We start from the raw sequence: 20,325 nt of genomic DNA, 5'->3' as shown, positions 1-20,325 counted from the left end.
AAGATTTAACCTTACGTACTAGTTTGGATTAGGGGCGTATTTTCACACGCTCCTAATCCTTTTTTAATAATTTATTCTGTCTAGCAGCAACCACCACCATCATAGTGATACGTAGATTCACTAATGAAAATGTCATCTCTTCCTAGATTAGCAAGATCACCAGCGGTCTTGTCACAAACGGCGATAGGCTGATTTTGTAGTAATATGTGGCCTTTTTTATCATCAAAGTAATCTTCATCACCATAATAAATAGCCGCCTTACCTGTAAAGATACAAGGTCCATCTTCGGGCATTGGATCTTTAATAGCTGCAACTTCTATAGATTCGATATATATTAACTCATCTGTATCATAATTTTTAGGATCTAGAATACGATATGGCTTACGTGCTCTAATTTCTATTGTCCCAAAACCTACATCAGTTAATGCTTTTACATATGCAGCAATAGGTAAACTACCGCTTAAACATAAGGCTCTTAATCGCTCGTCATTTCTTAATGTATCGTTCATGGGTTGCTCACAAGTTGGATCACTCATTACCAATCTCCCATGCGGTTTTAGTACACGATACATTTCCTCAATTGCCTTCTTTAAATCGTCAGCTTTAAAAATATTGAATAAACAATTCTGAGCCGCTACATCAATACTATTGTCTTCTACAGGAAGATTGAGTGCGTCTCCATATCTTAGATCTACAAACTCGCTTTTAAACCAATCATTTTGAGCTTCAGCTTCTTTAAAATTTTTCCTAGAAGCATCTAACATTTCTTGTACTACATCAATACCGATTACTCCATTTTTTTGACGGGAGAAATACGAGAATTGTAATAATTCCATTCCTCCTCCAACTCCTACATATAAAGTTTTTGGATTGTTAGTAAGGTCACGTGCATTTACAGTACTACCGCAACCATAATTCATTTCCTGCATTATTTTCGGGATTTTTAATCCAGGTAACTCCCAAATAGGATTTGTTGTACAGCATAAACCAATGTCTGGGGTTAATGCAGCTTCTTTATATACGTCGTGAGTGGTTTCTAAATAACTCATATCTTTTTTTGTTTTCTTCAATGTAGAAATAACAGTATAATATGCTACATTCTTTTATGAAGTTGTGAATACTTAATTTATTATATCTAGAGGGATTTTATTAATTCTTTAAATAAAAGGATCATTTCTGGTTCAGCTTTTCCAGCCATTGCAATAATTTCATCGATATCAACTGGTTTTAGATCCTCTGGGTCACATTCATCGGTTAGAACAGATACGGCTGCAACAGGTAGATCAAGATGATTAGCTACAATAATTTCAGGAACGGTACTCATTCCAACGGCATCGGCTCCAATTATTTTTAGGTATTTATATTCAGCACGAGTTTCTAGTTGTGGACCAACTACGGATGCATACACACCTTTATGTAGATTAATATCGTTTGCTTTGGCTATAGATTCTAATTTGGCATTAATTTTAGCATCATATGGAGCACTCATATCTGTAAAACGAGTCCCAAGTTTTTCGACTCCCTTAAACGCCAGAGGAGAACCTCCTTGTAGATTTATGTGATCATCAATAAGCATTAATTCTCCTTTTTTAAAGCCTAAATTGATTGCTCCAGAAGCATTAGAAACCAATAGTGTTTTGATTCCTAATTGATGCATAATCCTTACTGGATATGTTACATCCTGTAATGTGTATCCTTCATACAAATGAAAGCGCCCTTGCATTACAACTACTTTTTTTCCTTCTAATATTCCGTAGATCAATTTTCCTTTATGAAATTCTACCGTTGCTGTAGGGAAATTAGGGATGTGATTATAACTTACCTCTTTAATAATTTCTATTTCATCTAATAATTGGCCTAATCCCGTTCCTAGAATAATACCTATTTCAGGATTGTGAAATCCTTTTTCTTTTAGATATTCTGTTGTTTCTTCAATTTGTTTAGTCATTCTGATAGCTTAATAAATGTTGAAAAACTGAGATGTCTTTTATGTCTTCATAATAGTCTACATCATTACGTTCTTCTAATAATTTGATATTCGTTTGTTGTAAATCTTTTAAGGTATGCTCAAGTACTGTGGCTGTTCCCCAAGATTTATTTTTAAAAACTTGTTTATTTAAGTTTTTCATTCCTAATAAATAATACCCTCCATCTTCTGCTGGCCCAATAACATAATCGTACGTTGCTAAAGCACTAAAAGCATGTTCTAAATCTTCCTGATTGAGATCATACATGTCACTTCCAATGATAATAATATTAGTATAACCAGCCTCAAAACCATTGGCAAATGCTTTATACATGCGATCTCCAAGATCTTCTCCTTGTTGCTGTTTTTTATAATACTTGGAGGAGTCCCATACATCATTTTCTCCAATACTTGTAGAATAATGTACTTCTTTCGTAACGGCAAGATGTTCTGTAATAGATGCTGTGTGTTGTAACAATAGTTCATAAACTTCTAGAGCAGCCTGATCTCCAATGGTTGCTGCCAAACGAGTTTTGCATTTACCCAGTTCTGGGTTTCGAGTAAAAATTATTAATAGGTTTTTTTCTTTCACTGTGTATATACTTTTGTTCCATTAAGCAGCCACTTGCTCCACTGAGGAGAGAAGGCATGTACATTATCGGTAGATTCTCCTTTTGTATTGATTACCTGATAATTTTTGTTTTTCCATTCAAAAATCCCTCCGTAAAGGTTATGAACATCTTTATAACCTGCTTTTTTGAGCTTTTCTGAAATATCTTCTGATCTAACACCTAAACTGCAATACACTACAATTTTAGCCTCTTTATTTAAGTTTTTGATTGAAGGAATATTGATATCAAAATGTTCATATCCAACATAGATAGCACCTTTTAGGTGACTCACCTGATACTCTTGTATTTCTCGTGCGTCTAATAATATTACTTTATCCTGAATAACACTTAATTCTGTTACAGAGATGTATGGAATGCTTTCATTGTTATATTGATCAAGTAATTCATTTAATGAATCTTGAGCAATCATCAAAAAAGGCAATAAAAAAAAGCTTAATATAAAGGTTGTTTTCTTCATTTGTATGACGTACCATTAGTCGTTATGTAGCATATTTTATTCATTACAGTATCATTGATCTATAGTATGAATAGTACAATCATATGATATCTAAGGATCATTCTATTGAAATCTATAGAATCCTGAATGTTATTTTGCTATTAAAAGGAGAGTGAAACAGGGGATCCTTTATTGTATAAAGATCGAAGAAGGGTGTTGTTTTTAATAATTACAATATGTTGCCATATAGTGACAGGATATTGTATTATTTTATAAATAATTTTTTGAAGAACACCTGAAAGATTAAAACCAAACCGTGATACAGTTTTAAGATCTTCGAAGGTGTCAATATCGAACAAAACCTGAAGTTTTGTTACCTCAATTTTAGCAGTTTTTATTAATAGAGAAATGCGTTTAGCAATATGTCCTGATTGCCAAGGAAGTTTTAGAAATATACTTGGATTAAACTGAGATTTATGTAATCCCATCAAATAAAACCCTCCATCTGTAGATGGACCTAAGACAAATTTTTTATTCTGTAATTGTCTTGCACTTTCGAGTAAATGATGTTTTTTTAAATGTGGAGTATCATTTCCAATTGTAATTACATTATCAAAACCAAGGTCGTATATGGTTTGTATTGCGTTTACAAAACGTTCTCCAAAAGTAGTTCCAAATTGATTTTTCTCTGTGAATATATAGAACGGAAGTTTAGAACTTTCTACAATTGCAAGTGTTCTTTTGTTAAGTTCATCGAACAGCTTTTCACCACCTAAAATAGGTTTATGCTGTAACTCTTCTTGGGCAGAGTTAGCAAAAACTAAAATGGCGGTTTTTAAATTCATATACTTATATTTTATGCTGTTGTACCTTGACAACTACTTCCTGCACCAGCTGTACAACCATAACAATGCTGAGATATAATAATATTTCTGTTTTGTAATAGTTCTTCGTTATATTCACTAATATGCTTTACTTTACTCGCAACTTTAAGATCTAGCATTTGATTAAAATCGCAATCGTATAACCAGCCATCCCAGCTTATTGAAATTGTGTTAGTACACATTACATTGGCTACCGCAGATGGATTATAAGCTTCTACCAATGCATACATATAATCTTCATAATTCTCTGAAGCAATCAGGTAATCCAGGAATCTACTGATTGGTAAATTAGTAATTGCAAACAAATTATGAAAATTAATTCCAAAATCTTCTAATAAAGCTTTTTTAAAATCTTTTTCCATGGATGCCTGATCTCCTGGTAAAAACGCTCCAGATGGATTGTAAACCAGATCTAATCTAAGACCACTGTCTGGCATCCCATATCCTCTTTCATTTAATTCTTGTAGTGCTTTTATAGATTTATCAAAAACCCCATCACCACGTTGTTTATCAGTTTTACCTCTAGTCCAATGTGGCATTGAAGAAACTACATGAACATTATGTTCTTTAAAAAAGTCAGGAAGATCGTAATACTTTTTATTGGCTCTAATGATCGTAAGATTGCTTCGTACAATAAAATCTTTGATTCCTGCTTTACTAGCTTCTTCTACAAACCATCTAAAATTAGGATTCATTTCTGGTGCACCACCAGTAAGATCTAATGTATGAGCTCCAGTTTTCTTAATCACTTCTAGACATTGTTGCATAGTCTCTTTTGTCATAATCTCCTTGCGATCAGGACCTGCATCTACATGACAATGTTCACATACCTGATTGCACATATACCCAACATTGATTTGTAATATTTCCAATTTGTTAGGACGCAGGGGATGATGACCTATTTCAGCAATTTTATCTGCGAATTTTGGCAACTCACCATTTGCAAAAATCCCGTTATTAAGGATTTCTAATTGTCTATGAGAATCAGCTAATTCGTTATTTCTATTTTTTAGTGACTTGGTAGCCATAAATTATTTTTCTGTTTTTTTTGAATAGTACTACATAATCAAAACAAATGATCTAATCACATAGAGAGTTTTTCATATTTATTCATCATCTGTACTCCGTGCACTAATGTTGCACCACTTTCTATAGCCGCTCCAGCGTGAACAGCTTCCATCATCTCTTCTTTTGTAATCCCTTTTTGAAGGCCATCCTTAGTATAAGCATCAATGCAATAAGGACATTTTACTACATGAGAAACAGCGAGCGCAATTAAAGATTTCTCGCGAGCACTTAATGCACCTTCTTCAAAAACTTTTCCGTAGTAATCAAAGAATTTAGTGCCGAGTTCTTCACTCCATTCGGTAATTTTTCCAAATTTTCTAAGATCCGCTGGATCATAATATGTTTTAGACATGCTGTATCGGGTTTTAATTACAAGCATTTATTGTTAGTCGTTTCATAAAGATAAAAACTTACAACAAATTTATTTTTATTTATTAAGGACTAAAGTCAGAATTATGACCGTAAAATAAAAGGGAATGTTAAATAATTAAGTGATTTTCACCTCAAATTGTTTTTAAACCCACATTACTTGTATTTTGATGATATAGATTGTTGGAGTGAAACTATTGTTAAGCTTTTATGCTAATGTTAAGAGATAATACCTTTTTGCTAAACCTAATAGCTGCTTAACTTTTATATGCTAAGGAAGAAAACTTCACACAGGTGTATATTTATTTAATCTATACTAATTGAAACATCACTTGGCCGTTCCGATATAAAATACAATTCTACATTTTTTTTAAAAGACTTGTTATCAGTTGTTTATAATGATATTTATTTTAATTATAACTCTTTTTGTAATATTTGTAAATACAATGTTAAGATTAACGTGTTAGTAGATTTGAGACTGTAATGTTGTAATTTTATCAGTATAAGTGTTAAGGTTGTAGAAATATTTATTAACTATATATATAATACTGAAGTTAATAAAATTTAAAACTGGATCATTAATTTTATATAACTAATTTATTACGAACATATTAAAAAAAGGCTCTGTGAAAAGAAATAAAAAATTTACTATTGAAAGGACTGTTTTGATAACAGTTCTGGGTGTTTTTTTAATGATGCCTTCGTTTAGTTTTTCTCAAAACCTAGAAGAAAAAAAACCCGCATCAAATATTGAAAAAAGAATTGATTCTATACTTTCTTTAATGACTTTAAAAGAAAAGGTAGGACAATTGGTGTTGTATAATGGTAGTTGGGATGTAACAGGACCACCTTCTGATGTTGGTAATAAAGAGAAATATACGAAGCTAAAAAATGGAGAAGTAGGTGCTATGCTTAATGCAACTACTGTGGCAGGTACTAAGGAATTACAACGAACAGTGATCGAGAATTCAAGATTAAAAATACCCTTGCTTTTTGGGTATGATGTAATTCATGGTTTTAAAACAATTTTTCCAATTCCACTTGCTGAAAGTGCCAGTTGGGATTTAAAAGCAATTAGAGAATCATCGGCTATTGCGGCTAAAGAAGCAACAGCTTCTGGAGTGAATTGGGCTTTTGGACCTATGGTGGATATTTCTAGAGATGCACGTTGGGGTAGAATTATGGAAGGTGCTGGAGAGGATCCGTTTTTAGCCTCAAAAATAGCTGTAGCCAGAATTGAAGGCTTTCAAGGAGATGATTTGTCTAAAAACACAACCTTAGCAGCTTGTGCTAAACACTTTGCAGCCTATGGTTTTGCAGAAGGTGGTAGAGATTATAATACCGTTAGTATTGGAGAATTCGAACTACATAATACTGTATTGCCACCATTTAAAGCAGCTGTGGATGCTGGGGTTGCTTCTATGATGAGTTCTTTTAACGAGATTGACGGGATTCCTGCTACAGCTCATAAGGAGTTACAGCGAGAAGTATTAAAAAAGAAATGGAATTGGGATGGTTTTATAGTTTCAGATTGGGCTTCCATTGCAGAAATGATATTTCATGGATATGCAAAAGATAAGAAGCATGCGGCAGAGCTTGCTATTATTGCTGGTAATGATATGGATATGGAGGGGAGAGCCTATGAGACAGGCTTGGAAGAATTAGTAAAAGCAGGAAAAGTAGATGAAAAATTAATTGAGCAGGCAGTGAAACGAGTACTTCGGGTAAAGTTTAAATTAGGGTTATTTGATGATCCGTTTAAATATTGCGATGAAGAAAGAGAGAAAAAAGATGTATATACTAAAGAGCATCTTAACGCTTCTAGAGATGTAGCTAGAAAGTCTATTGTTTTATTGAAAAATGAAAAAAATATTTTACCTCTTAAAAAGAAAATCAGTAGCATAGCGGTAATTGGTCCTCTGGCTGATGATAAGGATACTCCAATTGGAAGTTGGAGAGGGAAAGCAACTCCCAATTCTGCTGTTTCACTTTTAGAAGGAATTAAGATGGTAGTAGACAAGGATGTAAAAATATCCTATGCTAAAGGAGTAGAGCTCGGTATAGGAGAGCGAAATTTTGTTCGAGATTTAAAAGTAAACAGAGAAAGTTTTACAGGTATTCAAGAAGCGGTTAATGTCGCAAAAGGAGCAGAAGTAGTAGTATTAACTATAGGAGAAGAAGCATTTCAATCAGGAGAAGCGAGAAGCCAGGTAAGTATTGATCTTACCAAACCACAACAAAAACTTTTTGAAGAAATATATGCGGTTAATAAGAATATTGTAGTGGTTTTAATGAATGGTCGTCCTATGGCAATTAAGAATATTGCAGAAAAAGCTCCAGCTATCATAGAGGCTTGGCATTTAGGTTCACAGTCTGGAAATGCAATTGCAGATGTTATATTTGGAGATTATAATCCTTCAGGAAAGTTACCTGTTTCTTTTCCTAAACATGTGGGACAATTACCATTGTATTATAATGTAAAGAATACAGGAAGACCCTCTAATCCAGATGGCATGGTCTTTTGGTCTCATTATACAGACGAAAGTAATGATGCATTGTATCCTTTTGGACATGGATTAAGTTATACTAGTTTTGAGTATAAGGATTTGAAAACGAATACTTCTTCTTTTACTTCTGGTGAATCGATAACCGTGTCTGTAACAATTACAAATACTGGTCAAGTAAAAGGAAAAGAAGTGGTTCAATTATATATTAGAGATTTAATAGGAAGCTTAACACGCCCAGTAAAAGAATTGAAAGGATTTGAGTTAGTTGAACTCGAACCAAAGGAAAGTAAGACAATTACTTTTACCATTACTGAAGAAACAATTCAATTTTATACAGCCAATAAAAAATGGGAAGCAGAATCAGGAGATTTTAAAGCCTTTGTTGGAGGAAGTTCTGTTACTAATCTTCAAACTGATTTTACTTTTAAAAATTAAATGATGCGTATATTACATATAATACTATTGAGTCTAATTGTTGTAAGTTGTAACTCAGAACCTAATAAAAATGAGCAAAGTCCAACAACAAAAGAATCGACAATGAATTCAGAAATAGATCAAAAAGTAGCAACCTTACTTTCTGAAATGACATTAGAAGAAAAAGTTGGGCAAATGACTCAGATTACGCTAGATGTTGTTACTAAAGGTGACAACCAGTATAGCTCATCACAACCGTATAGTCTAGATTCAGCATTGGTTCATAAAGCAATTCATTCTTATAAAGTAGGCTCTATTCTAAATACACCAGGAGTTCCGTTATCCAAAGAAGACTGGTATAAAACGATAAAAATATTTCAGGATGAGGCTGCAAAAACTCCAAGACAAATACCAATTATTTACGGAATTGATGCAATTCATGGAGTCAATTATACAATTGGAGCTACCTTATTCCCTCAACAAATTGGGCTAGCAGCAACTTTCAATAAAAGCCTTGTAAAAGAAGTGGCAAAGGTTTCTGCATATGAAACCAGAGCATCATCTATCCCTTGGAATTTTTCTCCAGTTTTAGGACTCGGAAGAAACCCTTTATGGCCAAGATTGTGGGAGACCTTTGGAGAAGATGTGTATTTAGGAAAAACAATGGGTGTAGCAATGGTAGAAGGATATCAAGGAACATTAGGGGACCCAAATACAGTTGCTTCTTGTATGAAACATTATCTAGGATATAGTGTGCCTCTTTCAGGTAAAGATCGTACGCCTGCTTGGATTCCAGAAAGAGAACTAAGACAATATTTTTTACCAGCCTTTAAAGAAGCAGTGGATGCTGGATCCATTACATTAATGATCAATTCTGGAGAAATTAATGGAGTTCCTGTGCACGCAAGTTCGTTTTTGTTGACAGATGTTCTAAGAGGAGAACTAGGTTTTGAAGGAATTGCAGTTACTGATTGGGCTGATATTAATTATTTACATACAAGACACAAAGTAGCAGAAACTATTAAAGATGCAATTAAGATGTCTGTTAATGCTGGGATTGATATGAGTATGGTACCTCATGATTTTGAATTCGCTGAATTATTGGTAGAACTTGTAAAAGAAGGAAGTGTTTCTAATGAAAGAATTGATAGTGCAGTGTCTAGAATACTTAAGGTAAAAATGCAATTAGGATTATTTGAAAACCCTGTTACCGACCCAAAAAATTACCCTGATTTCGGATCAGACAAGTTTGCAGCTTTAAGTAAAAAAGCAGCAATAGAGTCTTTTACATTATTGAAAAATAAAAATAACATATTACCTCTTTCAGAAGGTATTAAGATATTAGTTACGGGACCTACCGCTAATTCTATGAGACCTCTTAATGGTGGTTGGTCTTACAATTGGCAGGGTAGTGAAGCAGATAATTATGCAGACGATAAAAACACTATTGCCGATGCCTTTAGTAAAAAAGTAAATACAACTTTTGTGCAAGGTGTTACTTTTGAAGGTGGTAATACAATTGAAGCAGCTGTAAAGGCAGCTGCAAAAAGCGATGTTGTTTTATTGTGTCTGGGAGAAAATTCTTATACAGAAACACCAGGGAATACCAATTCGATTATAATGCCAGATAATCAGATAGAATTAGCCAAGGCATTGTCAGAAACAGGAAAGAAAATCATACTGGTCTTACTAGAAGGGAGACCTATAATTTTTAATGAGATAGAACCATTGGTAGATGCAGTTTTTATGGGGTATTTACCTGGAAACTATGGAGCAGATGCATTAGCAGATTTAGTATATGGAGTTGAAAATCCATCAGGGCGATTGCCAATAAATTACCCAAAACACCCTCATGCTTTTGTAAATTATAACCATAAACATTCTGATAATATTGTTGTTCCGAATTATTATGAATCTGACTATGATCAACAATATGAGTTTGGCGATGGATTATCATATACTACTTTTGAGTATTCCGATTTGTCTTTAAATGCTATAGAAATGAGTGAAGACGAATCAATAGAAGTTTCAGTAAAGATTACCAATACTGGAAATAGAAAAGGTAAAGAGTCAGTACTACTATTTATTAGTGATTTGTATGCAAGTATTACACCAGAAGTTCGAGCATTAAAGGGGTATGAAAAGATAGAATTAGATGCTGCCGAATCTGAGATTGTACACTTTACTATTACTAAAGATGAATTGTCTTTTGTAAATGAAAATTTAAAGACTACAGCCGAACCTGGTGATTTTGAAATTAATGTCGGTGGTCTAAAGAAAAAAATAAAGCTTAAATAATTTACTAATATTCAATATGTACAAATGCTCTTAAAAATATTAATTAAGTATTAATACTTTTAAAGCTATAGATGTGATAAGTATGTAAAGATTTTAATGGTATATTTGATAAGCTTACTTATGCTAAAACTCATCCAATGTATCGTTTTTTTTTCGTAATTTATTTTTTGTGTTTTTCGGTTTCTTCGCAGTCTATAAAAAATAAGGCATTGCCTAAAATAACCCATTATGATACCAAAAATATGGGTTTTAATGCACAATCATGGGACATCAAACAAGACGGAAATGGCTTAATTTATATTGCTAATGGGCGTCATGTCTTAACTTTTGATGGAACTGGATGGGAATCAGTGATTACTAATCCAGAGATGGTAAATAGAAGTCTTTTTGTTAAGAATAAGGATTCTATATATTTTGGCGCGGATGGTCATCATGGATTATTAATTAAAAACGGTTATGGAGACTATAATGTCTTACCACTGCGTAATAATAAAAAAGACGTTGCAGCTGATATAGAAGAGTATTGGAGAACCCATTATGTGAATGATGAAATTATTTTTCAAACCTTCAGGAATCTATATGTTAATCAAGACAATATAATTACTAAAATACCAGCACCTTATCGATTTAAATGGAGTTATAAAATCGATGAGCATATTTATGTAAACGACCTTAAGTATGGTGTTTTTAAGTTAAGCGAAACTAATTTAATCCCAATTATAAGTGATCCAAAACTTAATGAGAATATTATTGGAGTTACTAAGATTCAGGAAGATCTAATCATCATCACAGATACAAAAGGATTATATAAGTTTATTGATAATCAACTCATACCAATTACATTTCCAGTATTAGACGAATTGAAAAAAGCTCAGATATTTTCCTTTGTAAAACTTAAGGATAATAGAATCGCATTAGGTACTGTATCTAATGGACTTTATATTCTTAATCTTGCTACAGGTGATATCGAGAATATTAATAAGCAAAATGGCCTTCAGAATAATACAATTCTTTCAATATATCAGGATGACGAAGATAATCTTTGGCTTGCGTTAGATTATGGAGTTGATCATGTGAAATTGAATTCTCCGCTAAAATATTTCTATGATTATTATGGAGAATTAGGAACTACGTATGCTGTAGTAAAAGAGCAGGATGTATCATATTTAGGAACCAATCAAGGGTTGTATATTACAGATAATACTACATCCGATACTACTAAAGAATTCGAACTGCTAATTAACGGTCAAGTATGGAATATCGAAAAGGTAGAAGACAAGATTTATGTTGGACACGATAAAGGAGCATATGCGGTAGATGGAAAGAATTTAACGCGAATGGGAGAAGACCTTGGAGCGTGGAATTTTAGAAATTTCAAGATGAAAAAGGGAAATGATGTTGTGATTTCTGGAAATTATAACGGAATTTCTTTATACGAAAAAAATCAAGATTCTTGGGAAGGTTATAAATTAAAGGGGTTTGAAAAATCAGGAAGATATCTCGAAATCGATGAAGATAATAATGTATGGGTTGCACTGCGTTCAGAAGGAGTGTTTAGATTTAGTTTGGATTACGCTAATAAAGAACTAAAAAATGAAGCTTTTTATCCTATAACTGATTTTGGGAAAGAACGATTATCACTTTCAAAAATAGAAAATGAAATTGTAATAACTTCGAATTTCAATTCCTATACGTACGATAAGAAGAATGACACTTTTACGAAGGTTGAAATAGGAGAAAATAGAGGGTATGCTCCTAGAATATTTAAAAAAGATGATGAAACCTGGTATCTTGATAATGAGAAAATAGTTGTGGAAGATAAAGAAGGAATTACGGTTCTTCATGAACTTGAGGATCAGATGGTTCCCGATGTTCTAAATGTCTTTTCATTAAATGGGCAGAATGAAATTATTCCAGTTTTTAATGGGTTTGCAATGTATTCTAAAGATAGTAAGACAATTTCCGAAAGTATTAGAAGTGAAGTCTTGATTAGAAATTTTGTTTCTGTAAATAGCGGTAAATCTTATGCAATGAGTGCTGAAATACCGTTTTCGGATAATGATCTTAAAATAAACTATGCATTACCTATTTATGGAGAAGAAATAGAATATCAGACGAATTTAAATGAAGGAGATTGGAGTGCATGGACAACAGCAACAGAACAAACTTTATTTAATCTCAAAGAAGCATCTTATACTTTTAATGTTAGAGCAAAATATAATGGTGGATATAGAGAGTCTTCTTTTGATTTTATCATAAAACCACCAATTTACAGAACACACTGGGCATACCTGTTATATTTATTGCTTTTCCTGTCATTGATTGTTTTAATGGTTGGAATTAATAGATATAAAATGAAAAAGCAAGAACGTATTTTGCTTGAACAAAAAGCGGAAAAGCTTCAAAAACAAGAAGAAGAACACAAGGCGCATAAATTAGAACAAGAACATAAAATTATTGAGCTTAATAATTCTAAATTACAAGATGAAATAAAAGCAAAAAGCAGAGAACTTACTCAAATTGCATATGTAAATCTTAATAAAAACAAGATCCTTAAGAAAATAAGAGATAAGATTATTAAAGTGCAAGATGCTTCTCCTCAGAAATTACCGACCAATAGTTATAATGAATTGGTACGGCTTGTAGAGTATTATATTACAGATAAAGAAAGCAAACTGTTTGAAATTAATTTTGATAAATCACATCAGGAATTTTATGAGAAGCTTTCTAAAAATTATCCAAATCTTACCTCAAAGGATTTAAGGTTATGCGCATATCTGAAAATGAATTTATCTTCAAAAGAAATAGCCCCTTTATTAGGAATAAGTTCACAAAGTGTGGACGTTAGCAGGCATAGATTAAGAAAAAAGCTTAATTTAGGCTCCAAAGATAATTTGACTAATATTCTTATAAGTCTTAAATAAGGAATTCCTAATATCGAGGTCATGAGGAAAAAGGTTACGCTTAAACAGTTGGCAAAAGAGCTAAATTTGTCTATTTCTACCGTTTCTAAATCATTAAAAAACGATTCTGAAATCAGTGAAAAAACAATTAATAGAGTTCATGAACTTGCCAACTTCTATAATTATAAACCTAATGCATTAGCAGTAAGTTTAAAAAGCAATAAGACTAATACCATCGGTGTTTTACTGCCAGAAATCCTTAATCATTTCTTTGCTAAAGTTTTATTTGGGATAGAACAAGAGGCTTCGCAAAAGGGATATAAAATAGTTACCTGTATTACTAATGAATCGTACCAAAAAGAAGTAGAGTATGTAGAAATGCTTAACTACAGTAGTGTAGATGGTTTTATTTTGGCTTTAAGTCAAGAAACACAAGTGCTTAATAAATTAGATCATTTTAAAGAATTAAAGAGAGATAATGTTCCGATTGTGATGTTTGATCGAGTTAGTGAAGAGATAGATTGTGATAAGGTAATTGTAGATGATAAACATGCTTCAAAAACAGCGATTCAACATTTAATCAAAACTGGATGTAAAAAAATAGCAGTAATTTCTACAATTTTTGATTTAAGTGTTGGAAAATTAAGAATTGAAGGAGCTCGTGAGGTAGTTTCAGCTCATGAAGAAGTAAGTTTAATAGAATTGCCAATAACTAATGTAGAAACAGAAGAAAAAGAAATAGAATCATTTCTTAAAAAGAATAAGATTGATGCGGTTCTTGGTTTAGACGAAACTGCTGCGGCCGTAGCAATTAATATGTCTAACAAACTTGGATATAAAATACCAAAAGAAATTTCTGTGATTGGTTTTACAGATGGTTTGTTATCCAAACATTCATATCCTAAATTAAGTACAGTTTCACAACATGCAGAAGACTTAGGAGCCAAAGCCGCTAGAATGTTGCTAGATAGATTAGAAAGCACATCAGAGGAGAAATATCAGCCAACTACAGAAATTGTAAAGACATCTTTGATATTAAGAGATTCGACAAATTAGTATTATTCTATTACATATGTCTTTTTTTCAACGCCTACTCCAGTAATCGTTAACTTTTTCCAAGCTGATGGTAATATTGGTTTTTTTTGAACGATTCCTTGATCCGTAAGGTGTAATCCTCCAAATCCAAAAATAACGGTTTGTAACATTCCTCCTGCTCCAGTTGCAAAATAAGGATTGTTGCTATTGGCAGCTTCAGCTAAGGCACCAAAAGGAGGTCTCTTATTTGGTTCATAGCTTCTCTTAAAAAGTCTGAATGCGTTTTCAGGATCTCCTAATCGAGCATAAATAATGGCAAAGATGCTTTGCGCCATTGCTGGACCTTCTTCGGCAAGTTTAGGTTCATAATAAGATAAGTCCTTAAGGATCGTTTCTCTGTTAGTAACAATATCAAGTGGGTAGGCTAGCAAATTTACATCTGCTTGTTTTATCCTAGCACCTTGATATTCTTTATGTTCCTTGGTGGTGCCATCTTCAAATTGATGAATCGTTATTTTATTAGCTACTTGTTTCCAAATATCATTGGGTGTTTCTCCTATTTCAATAGCAGCAAGAACAGCATATCGTAAACAAGTAATGGCGGCTCCATTTGTAAAAGCATTATCATCCACATTGGATGCAAACTCATTAGCACCCACTACATTTTTTATAGAATAAGATCCATCAGTATTTTTAGTAGAACGGCTCACCCAATAATCTGCGACTTCTTTTAGAAGAGGGTAACCACGTTCTTGAAGCCATGTTTTGTCTTTGGTTACTCTATAATAATTCCAGAAAGCGATACCAATATCTGCTGTAATATGATGTTCGAATGTTCCTGTTAATGCCCAAGCAGGTGTAGCTTCTTCTCCTGTGTCATCACTTTCCCAAGGAAACATTGCGCCTTTATATCCAAAATTAATAGCTTTTCTCTTGGCTTGATCTAATCGATTTGATCTATAGTTAACAAGAGCACGTGCAATATCCTGATTTAGTACTAATAATGGAGGATACATCCAGAGTTCAGTGTCCCAGAAAATATGCCCATTATAGCCTTGAGAACTTAATCCCATTGGAGCAATACTGAGATTAGAGTCAGCTCTTGAAAACGCATAAAGATGGTATAGTGCTAACCGTATATCTAATTGCGATTGAAGATCTCCTTCAATTATAACATCACCTTCCCATAGATTTTCCCATAAACCTTTATGTTGGGCTAATAAATCTTTTTTAGGAGTTAACAAATTAAAAATAACAAAACGTTCGCTTTCTGTTTGTGGATCAAAAAAGTCCTGTGTTGAACACTGAGCTGCTGTCCAGGCAAACCTATAATGTTGACCTTTTAAGACTTTTTTTTCGAATGATAATTGATTATCGTATTCTGATACCTTGTTGTGGATTAATTCAGGTCTTTGATCTTCTTTTCCTGAATTGATATCATGCCAAATAAAGGTGGCAGAGGTGCCAACCGTATGTCTGCCTAGTCTACTTTTTGCAACCGTTTGTAGAATAGGCATAGTGGTCTCTGCATCCTTTAATATTCTATAAGTACTTATGGGAGTTTTATATTCTGTAGGCGTTTGGATTTTTCCTGTGGCTTTAATCTTGATATCTTCGGACGCCTTTATTTCAAAATCGATATATCCTGAAAAAGGAACATTTCTGAGCGCATATATAGTATAAGAAATTTCGGCAATAGAATTGTATGTAAAACTGGTAGTAAAACTGGCATCCTTCATATTCAGTGTTTGTCTCCAGTTACTGATATTATTGTTGCTTAATTTTGTACCATTGATATAGATATCAAGATTTCCAAAGTTCATCCCTAAAAGTATCCTGCTAACTCCTAATACAGATTCTTTGTCATAAACATTGTTAAGAATTATTTTGTCGGTTTCGAAAAGATTAGAAGAGGGCAAAATACCAATTCTACCATTTGCCGAAACAATACCAGTATAATTTTGATCATCTGTGGTGGTTATCGTCCAACCATCATTTTGTGCATATCCAATAGTAAGCGAAAAGAGAATGAATGAAACTAAGAGGCGATAAGGTTTAGCAAATTTTAATATCATAACAAGATAATTTGAACAAGTGGCGTTGTATGTGTTTAAAAACAAATGTTTTACATACAATTTACTAAACAATTAAGAAAAATTGAAGCGGGATAAACCATTTAAATAATACAACCGTTTGTATTAATGATTTTTTGATATAACCTAAGATTCTTTATTAAAATGCTAATGTTTTCTATTGCAAAATAATAAGTTATTTAGGTGCTTTCTCGTTGTATTAATTTAGTTTTAAGTTTAATGATACTTTTTTTGTGGTCCACTTCATCTGGTTCATTAAGCTGAGAGATTAGAAGTTCTGCGGCTTTTTGACCCATTTCAAAACTAGGTTGTGATATACATGTTAATGTAGGAACAAATACTTCACCTAATCCTAAATCACCGAAACCAATTACAGAAACTTCTTCGGGTATTTTTCTACCTGTTTTTAACAAAGTCTTCATTGTTAGTAAACCATAATTATCAGTACAGGCAAAAACAGCATCTGGTTCAACGGTTAAATGCTTAAAAAACTGTAGAATTTCTTTATCTTCATACTCGCGTTCCAATGAATTACAATGCAAAATTAATTCTTCATATTTGGGAACATTGTAATGCTCGAGTGCAGTAATATATCCTTTGTATCTATCCTGGAACACCTTCTTTTGTTTAATTCCTCCAATAAAGGCAATTTTTTTCTTTCCTTTTTTAATCAAAAATTCTACAGCCGAAAAAGTTGCTTTTTCATCATCAATCATTACATGATCTGCACCCGATACCTCTTCTCTGATATTATCAAATAAAACCATTGGGATTCCTTTATTAATTAAGCTATTTAGATGAGCAACATTTTCGGTTTCATGTGTTGGAGAGAGAATAATACCGTCTACCAAACCTCTTTCAAAAGAAATCAGGTTTTCTTTTTCAAACTCATATGAGTTTCTAGAAGAACTTATTAATATTTTATAATTGTAATTTCTAGCATATTGATCAATTCCTCTGCATACTTCAATAAAAAAAGGTTCATCATATCTTGGAATGAGGACACCAATAATATTCGTTTTCCCAGAACTAAGGCTTTTTGCAATTTGATTAGGCATATATCCCATCGTTTTGGCCATTTTAAAAACCTTTTCTCTAGTACTTTGTTTTACTCTGGGATTTTCATCTAAAGCTCTTGATACAGTTGCAATAGAAATGTTAAGTTTTCTTGCAATATCCTCAAGCTTTACCCTTCTTTTTTTAAAACCCATTAAAATAAATATTAAAAAATTATCAATGAATCGTTAATTTTACTAAAAAAACAATAATACAAACGTTTGTATTATTTTTAGTGGAAGATTTACTTTCCTAGAAGGCTATTTGTTATGTAATTTGTAATAACATTAAAAACTAATAGCCCCAGAGTTTACGAAACAATATGTTTTGTAAAACCTTTCCCAAAATAAAAGATTCAAACTTTGATTTGAAACACCTACGCTAATTTAGGATAAATAATGTTATGACATTTGTTTTTTTAAGAAATTGAAATATAGTTTGATAAGAAGTTTATTGGTTGTTTTTTCATTATTGTATAGAAATATGTAAAGTTTATGTCTATATAAAATCTATACTTAATCGTTTACTTTCTTTCTTTTCTGTTTTATTTCATATTGTCTTAAGTTAATCTAAAATATTGATAATCAATATTTTAAATGTTTTAAAAAACTAAAATGTTTAGATTGTATAGGTAATGTAAAGATTTAGGTATTCAAAATTCTATTTAAATTATGTTGTAGTTTTGATAAAAAATGAACCATAAAAGTATTGATACTAAAGTATTTTAACTGTTTTTATAGAAAATTGATGTTTCGATTGATTTTTAAGAAAAAGATATCAATAACTGAACTTTAAATAATATCTGAACCCTTTTATAAATAGGACTGAATTATTGTTAAAATTAAATAGATATTGAGTGAAGCTTACTTGGTTTAAAAAAGGAACGATTTATCAAATATACCCTCGAAGTTTTAATGACAGTAACAACGATGGTATTGGAGATATACGAGGTATTATAGAAAAGTTAGACTATATAAAAAGTTTACATATAGATATTATCTGGCTGAGCCCGATTTTTAGTTCGCCAAATGATGATAATGGATATGATATAAGTGACTATTGTTCTATAATGCCTGAATTTGGGACAATGGAAGATTTTGATGAATTGCTGAAGGAAACTCATAAAAGAGGAATGAGGTTGATATTGGACTTGGTGGCGAATCATTGTTCTGATGAGCATAATTGGTTTGAAGAGGCTAAGAAATCTAAAGAAAACCCTTATAGGGATTATTTTCATTGGAGAAAACCAGCAGCTGATGGAGGACCTCCTAATAATTGGATGTCTTTTTTTGGAGGAAGTGCTTGGGAGTTTGACGAAGTAACAGGAGAGTATTATTTACATCTTTTTACAAGAAAACAACCAGACTTGAATTGGGAGAACCCTAAGGTTAGAGAAGAAATATATAATGCAATGAGATTTTGGTTGGATAAAGGAGTAGATGGCTTTAGAATGGATGTAATTCCTTTGATTTCAAAACGAATTGGATATCCTGATGCACCAAATGTGGGCTTTAGGAAGATTATAGAAGATGTATATGCTAATGGACCTACAGTTCATAAATACCTTAACGAGATGAATGAAAAAGTGATAAGCAAATACGATGCTTTTTCATTGGCAGAAGGTGTTGGGATTAATGAATCTAATGCAGGGCTTTATGTAGATGAAGACAGAAAAGAATTAGATATGTTGTATCATTTCGATATTCTGGAATGTACTATTGTAAATGGGAAATTCGAAGAAGTTTCGCCATTTGATCTTATTCAGATCAAACACATATTTAAAAAATGGAGAGATGCTATTCATGGAACTGGTTGGATAGCTAATGCAATGGGGAATCATGATTTTGCTCGTATGATATCTAGATTTGGAGATGATAAAAAATATTATTTAGAGTCATCTAAGATGTTAATGACAATGATGTCAACTCAGAACGGTACATTAAATATTTATCAAGGAGATGAGATTGGAATGACTAATATAACCCTACAGTCGATAGATGAAGTAAGGGATATACAATCTCTAAACTTTTATAAAGAGAATTTGAAGACCAATAAGTACTCAAAAGAGTTAGCATTAGAGATGATCAATAAAGAAGGTCGCGATAATGCAAGAACACCTGTGCAATGGAGTGATGAAATAAATGGAGGGTTTTCTATACAAGAACCATGGTTGAAAGTAAATCCAAATCACACTACTATTAATGTTAAAAACCAGGAGAATGACCCAGATTCAATTCTTAATTTTTATAGACAAATATTAAAAGTAAGAAAGGATCATGATGTTTTTGTATATGGAGATTTTGAAGAGATAGAATTCAATAACCCTAGCTTATATATTTATAAAAAGACATTGGGAGAAGAAAAAATTATGGTAATACTAAACTTTGAAAGCTTAAAAGGACATTTTGAGTATAATGAGAACCTGAATGAGGTAAATATTTTGGTTAATAATTATAAGGGTTTAGAGATAGAAAATAATAGAATTACTCTAGAACCATATCAAGGAGTAGTACTGGATTTAGGATAAAATCAAGACACAACAAATATGAATCAAGTAGAAAGTGAAATTAGTTTTTGTTTGTTAGCGAAGGAGTTTTTCTGATAGAAACTTCTTTAAAAAGGTAATGTAGGGGCATCTTAAATTGTAACGATTTTCAAATATTT

14 protein-coding genes are annotated in these 20,325 nt (G+C 32.3%); 5 read left to right on the top strand and 9 right to left on the bottom strand.

The window, feature by feature from the left end; genetic code table 11:
* Positions 1-80: 80 nt before the first annotated feature.
* From arsM to QBK95_RS20095, 7 genes are all read right to left on the bottom strand, one after another.
* A complete protein-coding gene (arsM, locus tag QBK95_RS20125) occupies positions 81-1,049 on the bottom strand; it encodes an arsenosugar biosynthesis arsenite methyltransferase ArsM (RefSeq protein WP_280936351.1) in 969 nt (322 codons plus the stop codon).
* A gap of 86 nt (positions 1,050-1,135) precedes the next feature.
* On the bottom strand, positions 1,136-1,948 hold the full coding sequence (locus QBK95_RS20120; protein WP_280936350.1) for a purine-nucleoside phosphorylase: 813 nt from the start codon (positions 1,946-1,948) through the stop codon (positions 1,136-1,138).
* Entirely contained in the window at positions 1,941-2,567 is a 627-nt protein-coding gene (locus QBK95_RS20115) for a TIGR04282 family arsenosugar biosynthesis glycosyltransferase (protein ID WP_280936434.1), read from the bottom strand. The genes QBK95_RS20120 and QBK95_RS20115 overlap by 8 nt, the downstream gene beginning before the upstream one ends.
* On the bottom strand, positions 2,555-3,055 hold the full coding sequence (locus QBK95_RS20110) for a rhodanese-like domain-containing protein (protein ID WP_280936349.1): 501 nt from the start codon (positions 3,053-3,055) through the stop codon (positions 2,555-2,557). Before QBK95_RS20110 ends, QBK95_RS20115 begins: the two co-directional genes overlap by 13 nt.
* Before the next feature lie 140 nt (positions 3,056-3,195).
* A complete protein-coding gene (locus QBK95_RS20105) occupies positions 3,196-3,879 on the bottom strand; it encodes a TIGR04282 family arsenosugar biosynthesis glycosyltransferase (RefSeq protein WP_280936348.1) in 684 nt (227 codons plus the stop codon).
* Between the two features lie 11 nt (positions 3,880-3,890).
* A complete protein-coding gene (arsS, locus tag QBK95_RS20100; protein WP_280936347.1) occupies positions 3,891-4,946 on the bottom strand; it encodes an arsenosugar biosynthesis radical SAM (seleno)protein ArsS in 1,056 nt (351 codons plus the stop codon).
* A 56-nt stretch (positions 4,947-5,002) separates the two neighbouring features.
* Positions 5,003-5,338, bottom strand: a complete 336-nt coding sequence (locus QBK95_RS20095) for an arsenosugar biosynthesis-associated peroxidase-like protein (RefSeq protein WP_066313279.1) — start codon at positions 5,336-5,338, stop codon at positions 5,003-5,005.
* A 643-nt stretch (positions 5,339-5,981) separates the two neighbouring features.
* Between QBK95_RS20095 and bglX the strand changes: the two genes are divergently transcribed.
* From bglX to QBK95_RS20075, 4 genes are all read left to right on the top strand, one after another.
* Positions 5,982-8,297 carry a beta-glucosidase BglX gene (bglX, locus tag QBK95_RS20090; protein WP_348637350.1) on the top strand — a complete coding sequence of 772 codons (2,316 nt, stop codon included), beginning with the start codon at positions 5,982-5,984 and terminating at the stop codon, positions 8,295-8,297.
* On the top strand, positions 8,298-10,574 hold the full coding sequence (locus tag QBK95_RS20085) for a glycoside hydrolase family 3 N-terminal domain-containing protein (protein ID WP_280936346.1): 2,277 nt from the start codon (positions 8,298-8,300) through the stop codon (positions 10,572-10,574).
* 209 nt (positions 10,575-10,783) lie between these two features.
* Entirely contained in the window at positions 10,784-13,498 is a 2,715-nt protein-coding gene (locus tag QBK95_RS20080) for a helix-turn-helix and ligand-binding sensor domain-containing protein (RefSeq protein ID WP_280936345.1), read from the top strand.
* Between the two features lie 21 nt (positions 13,499-13,519).
* Complete coding sequence (locus tag QBK95_RS20075) at positions 13,520-14,533, top strand: LacI family DNA-binding transcriptional regulator (RefSeq protein WP_280936344.1); 1,014 nt, start codon at positions 13,520-13,522, stop codon at positions 14,531-14,533.
* 2 nt (positions 14,534-14,535) lie between these two features.
* On the opposite strand, the gene QBK95_RS20070 is transcribed toward QBK95_RS20075, so the two are convergent.
* Positions 14,536-16,587, bottom strand: coding sequence for a kojibiose hydrolase (locus QBK95_RS20070; protein WP_280936343.1), 2,052 nt, complete (start codon positions 16,585-16,587; stop codon positions 14,536-14,538).
* Between the two features lie 197 nt (positions 16,588-16,784).
* A complete protein-coding gene (locus tag QBK95_RS20065) occupies positions 16,785-17,816 on the bottom strand; it encodes a LacI family DNA-binding transcriptional regulator (protein WP_280936342.1) in 1,032 nt (343 codons plus the stop codon).
* 701 nt (positions 17,817-18,517) lie between these two features.
* Between QBK95_RS20065 and QBK95_RS20060 the strand changes: the two genes are divergently transcribed.
* Entirely contained in the window at positions 18,518-20,188 is a 1,671-nt protein-coding gene (locus tag QBK95_RS20060; RefSeq protein WP_280936341.1) for a glycoside hydrolase family 13 protein, read from the top strand.
* Positions 20,189-20,325: the final 137 nt, after the last annotated feature.

The organism is Aquimarina mycalae, assembly GCF_029906345.1.
In the GTDB taxonomy this organism is placed as follows: Bacteria; Bacteroidota; Bacteroidia; order Flavobacteriales; family Flavobacteriaceae; genus Aquimarina.
The sequence above is the reverse complement of the archived record's forward strand: the minus strand, read 5'-3'. Positions and strand labels throughout refer to the sequence as shown.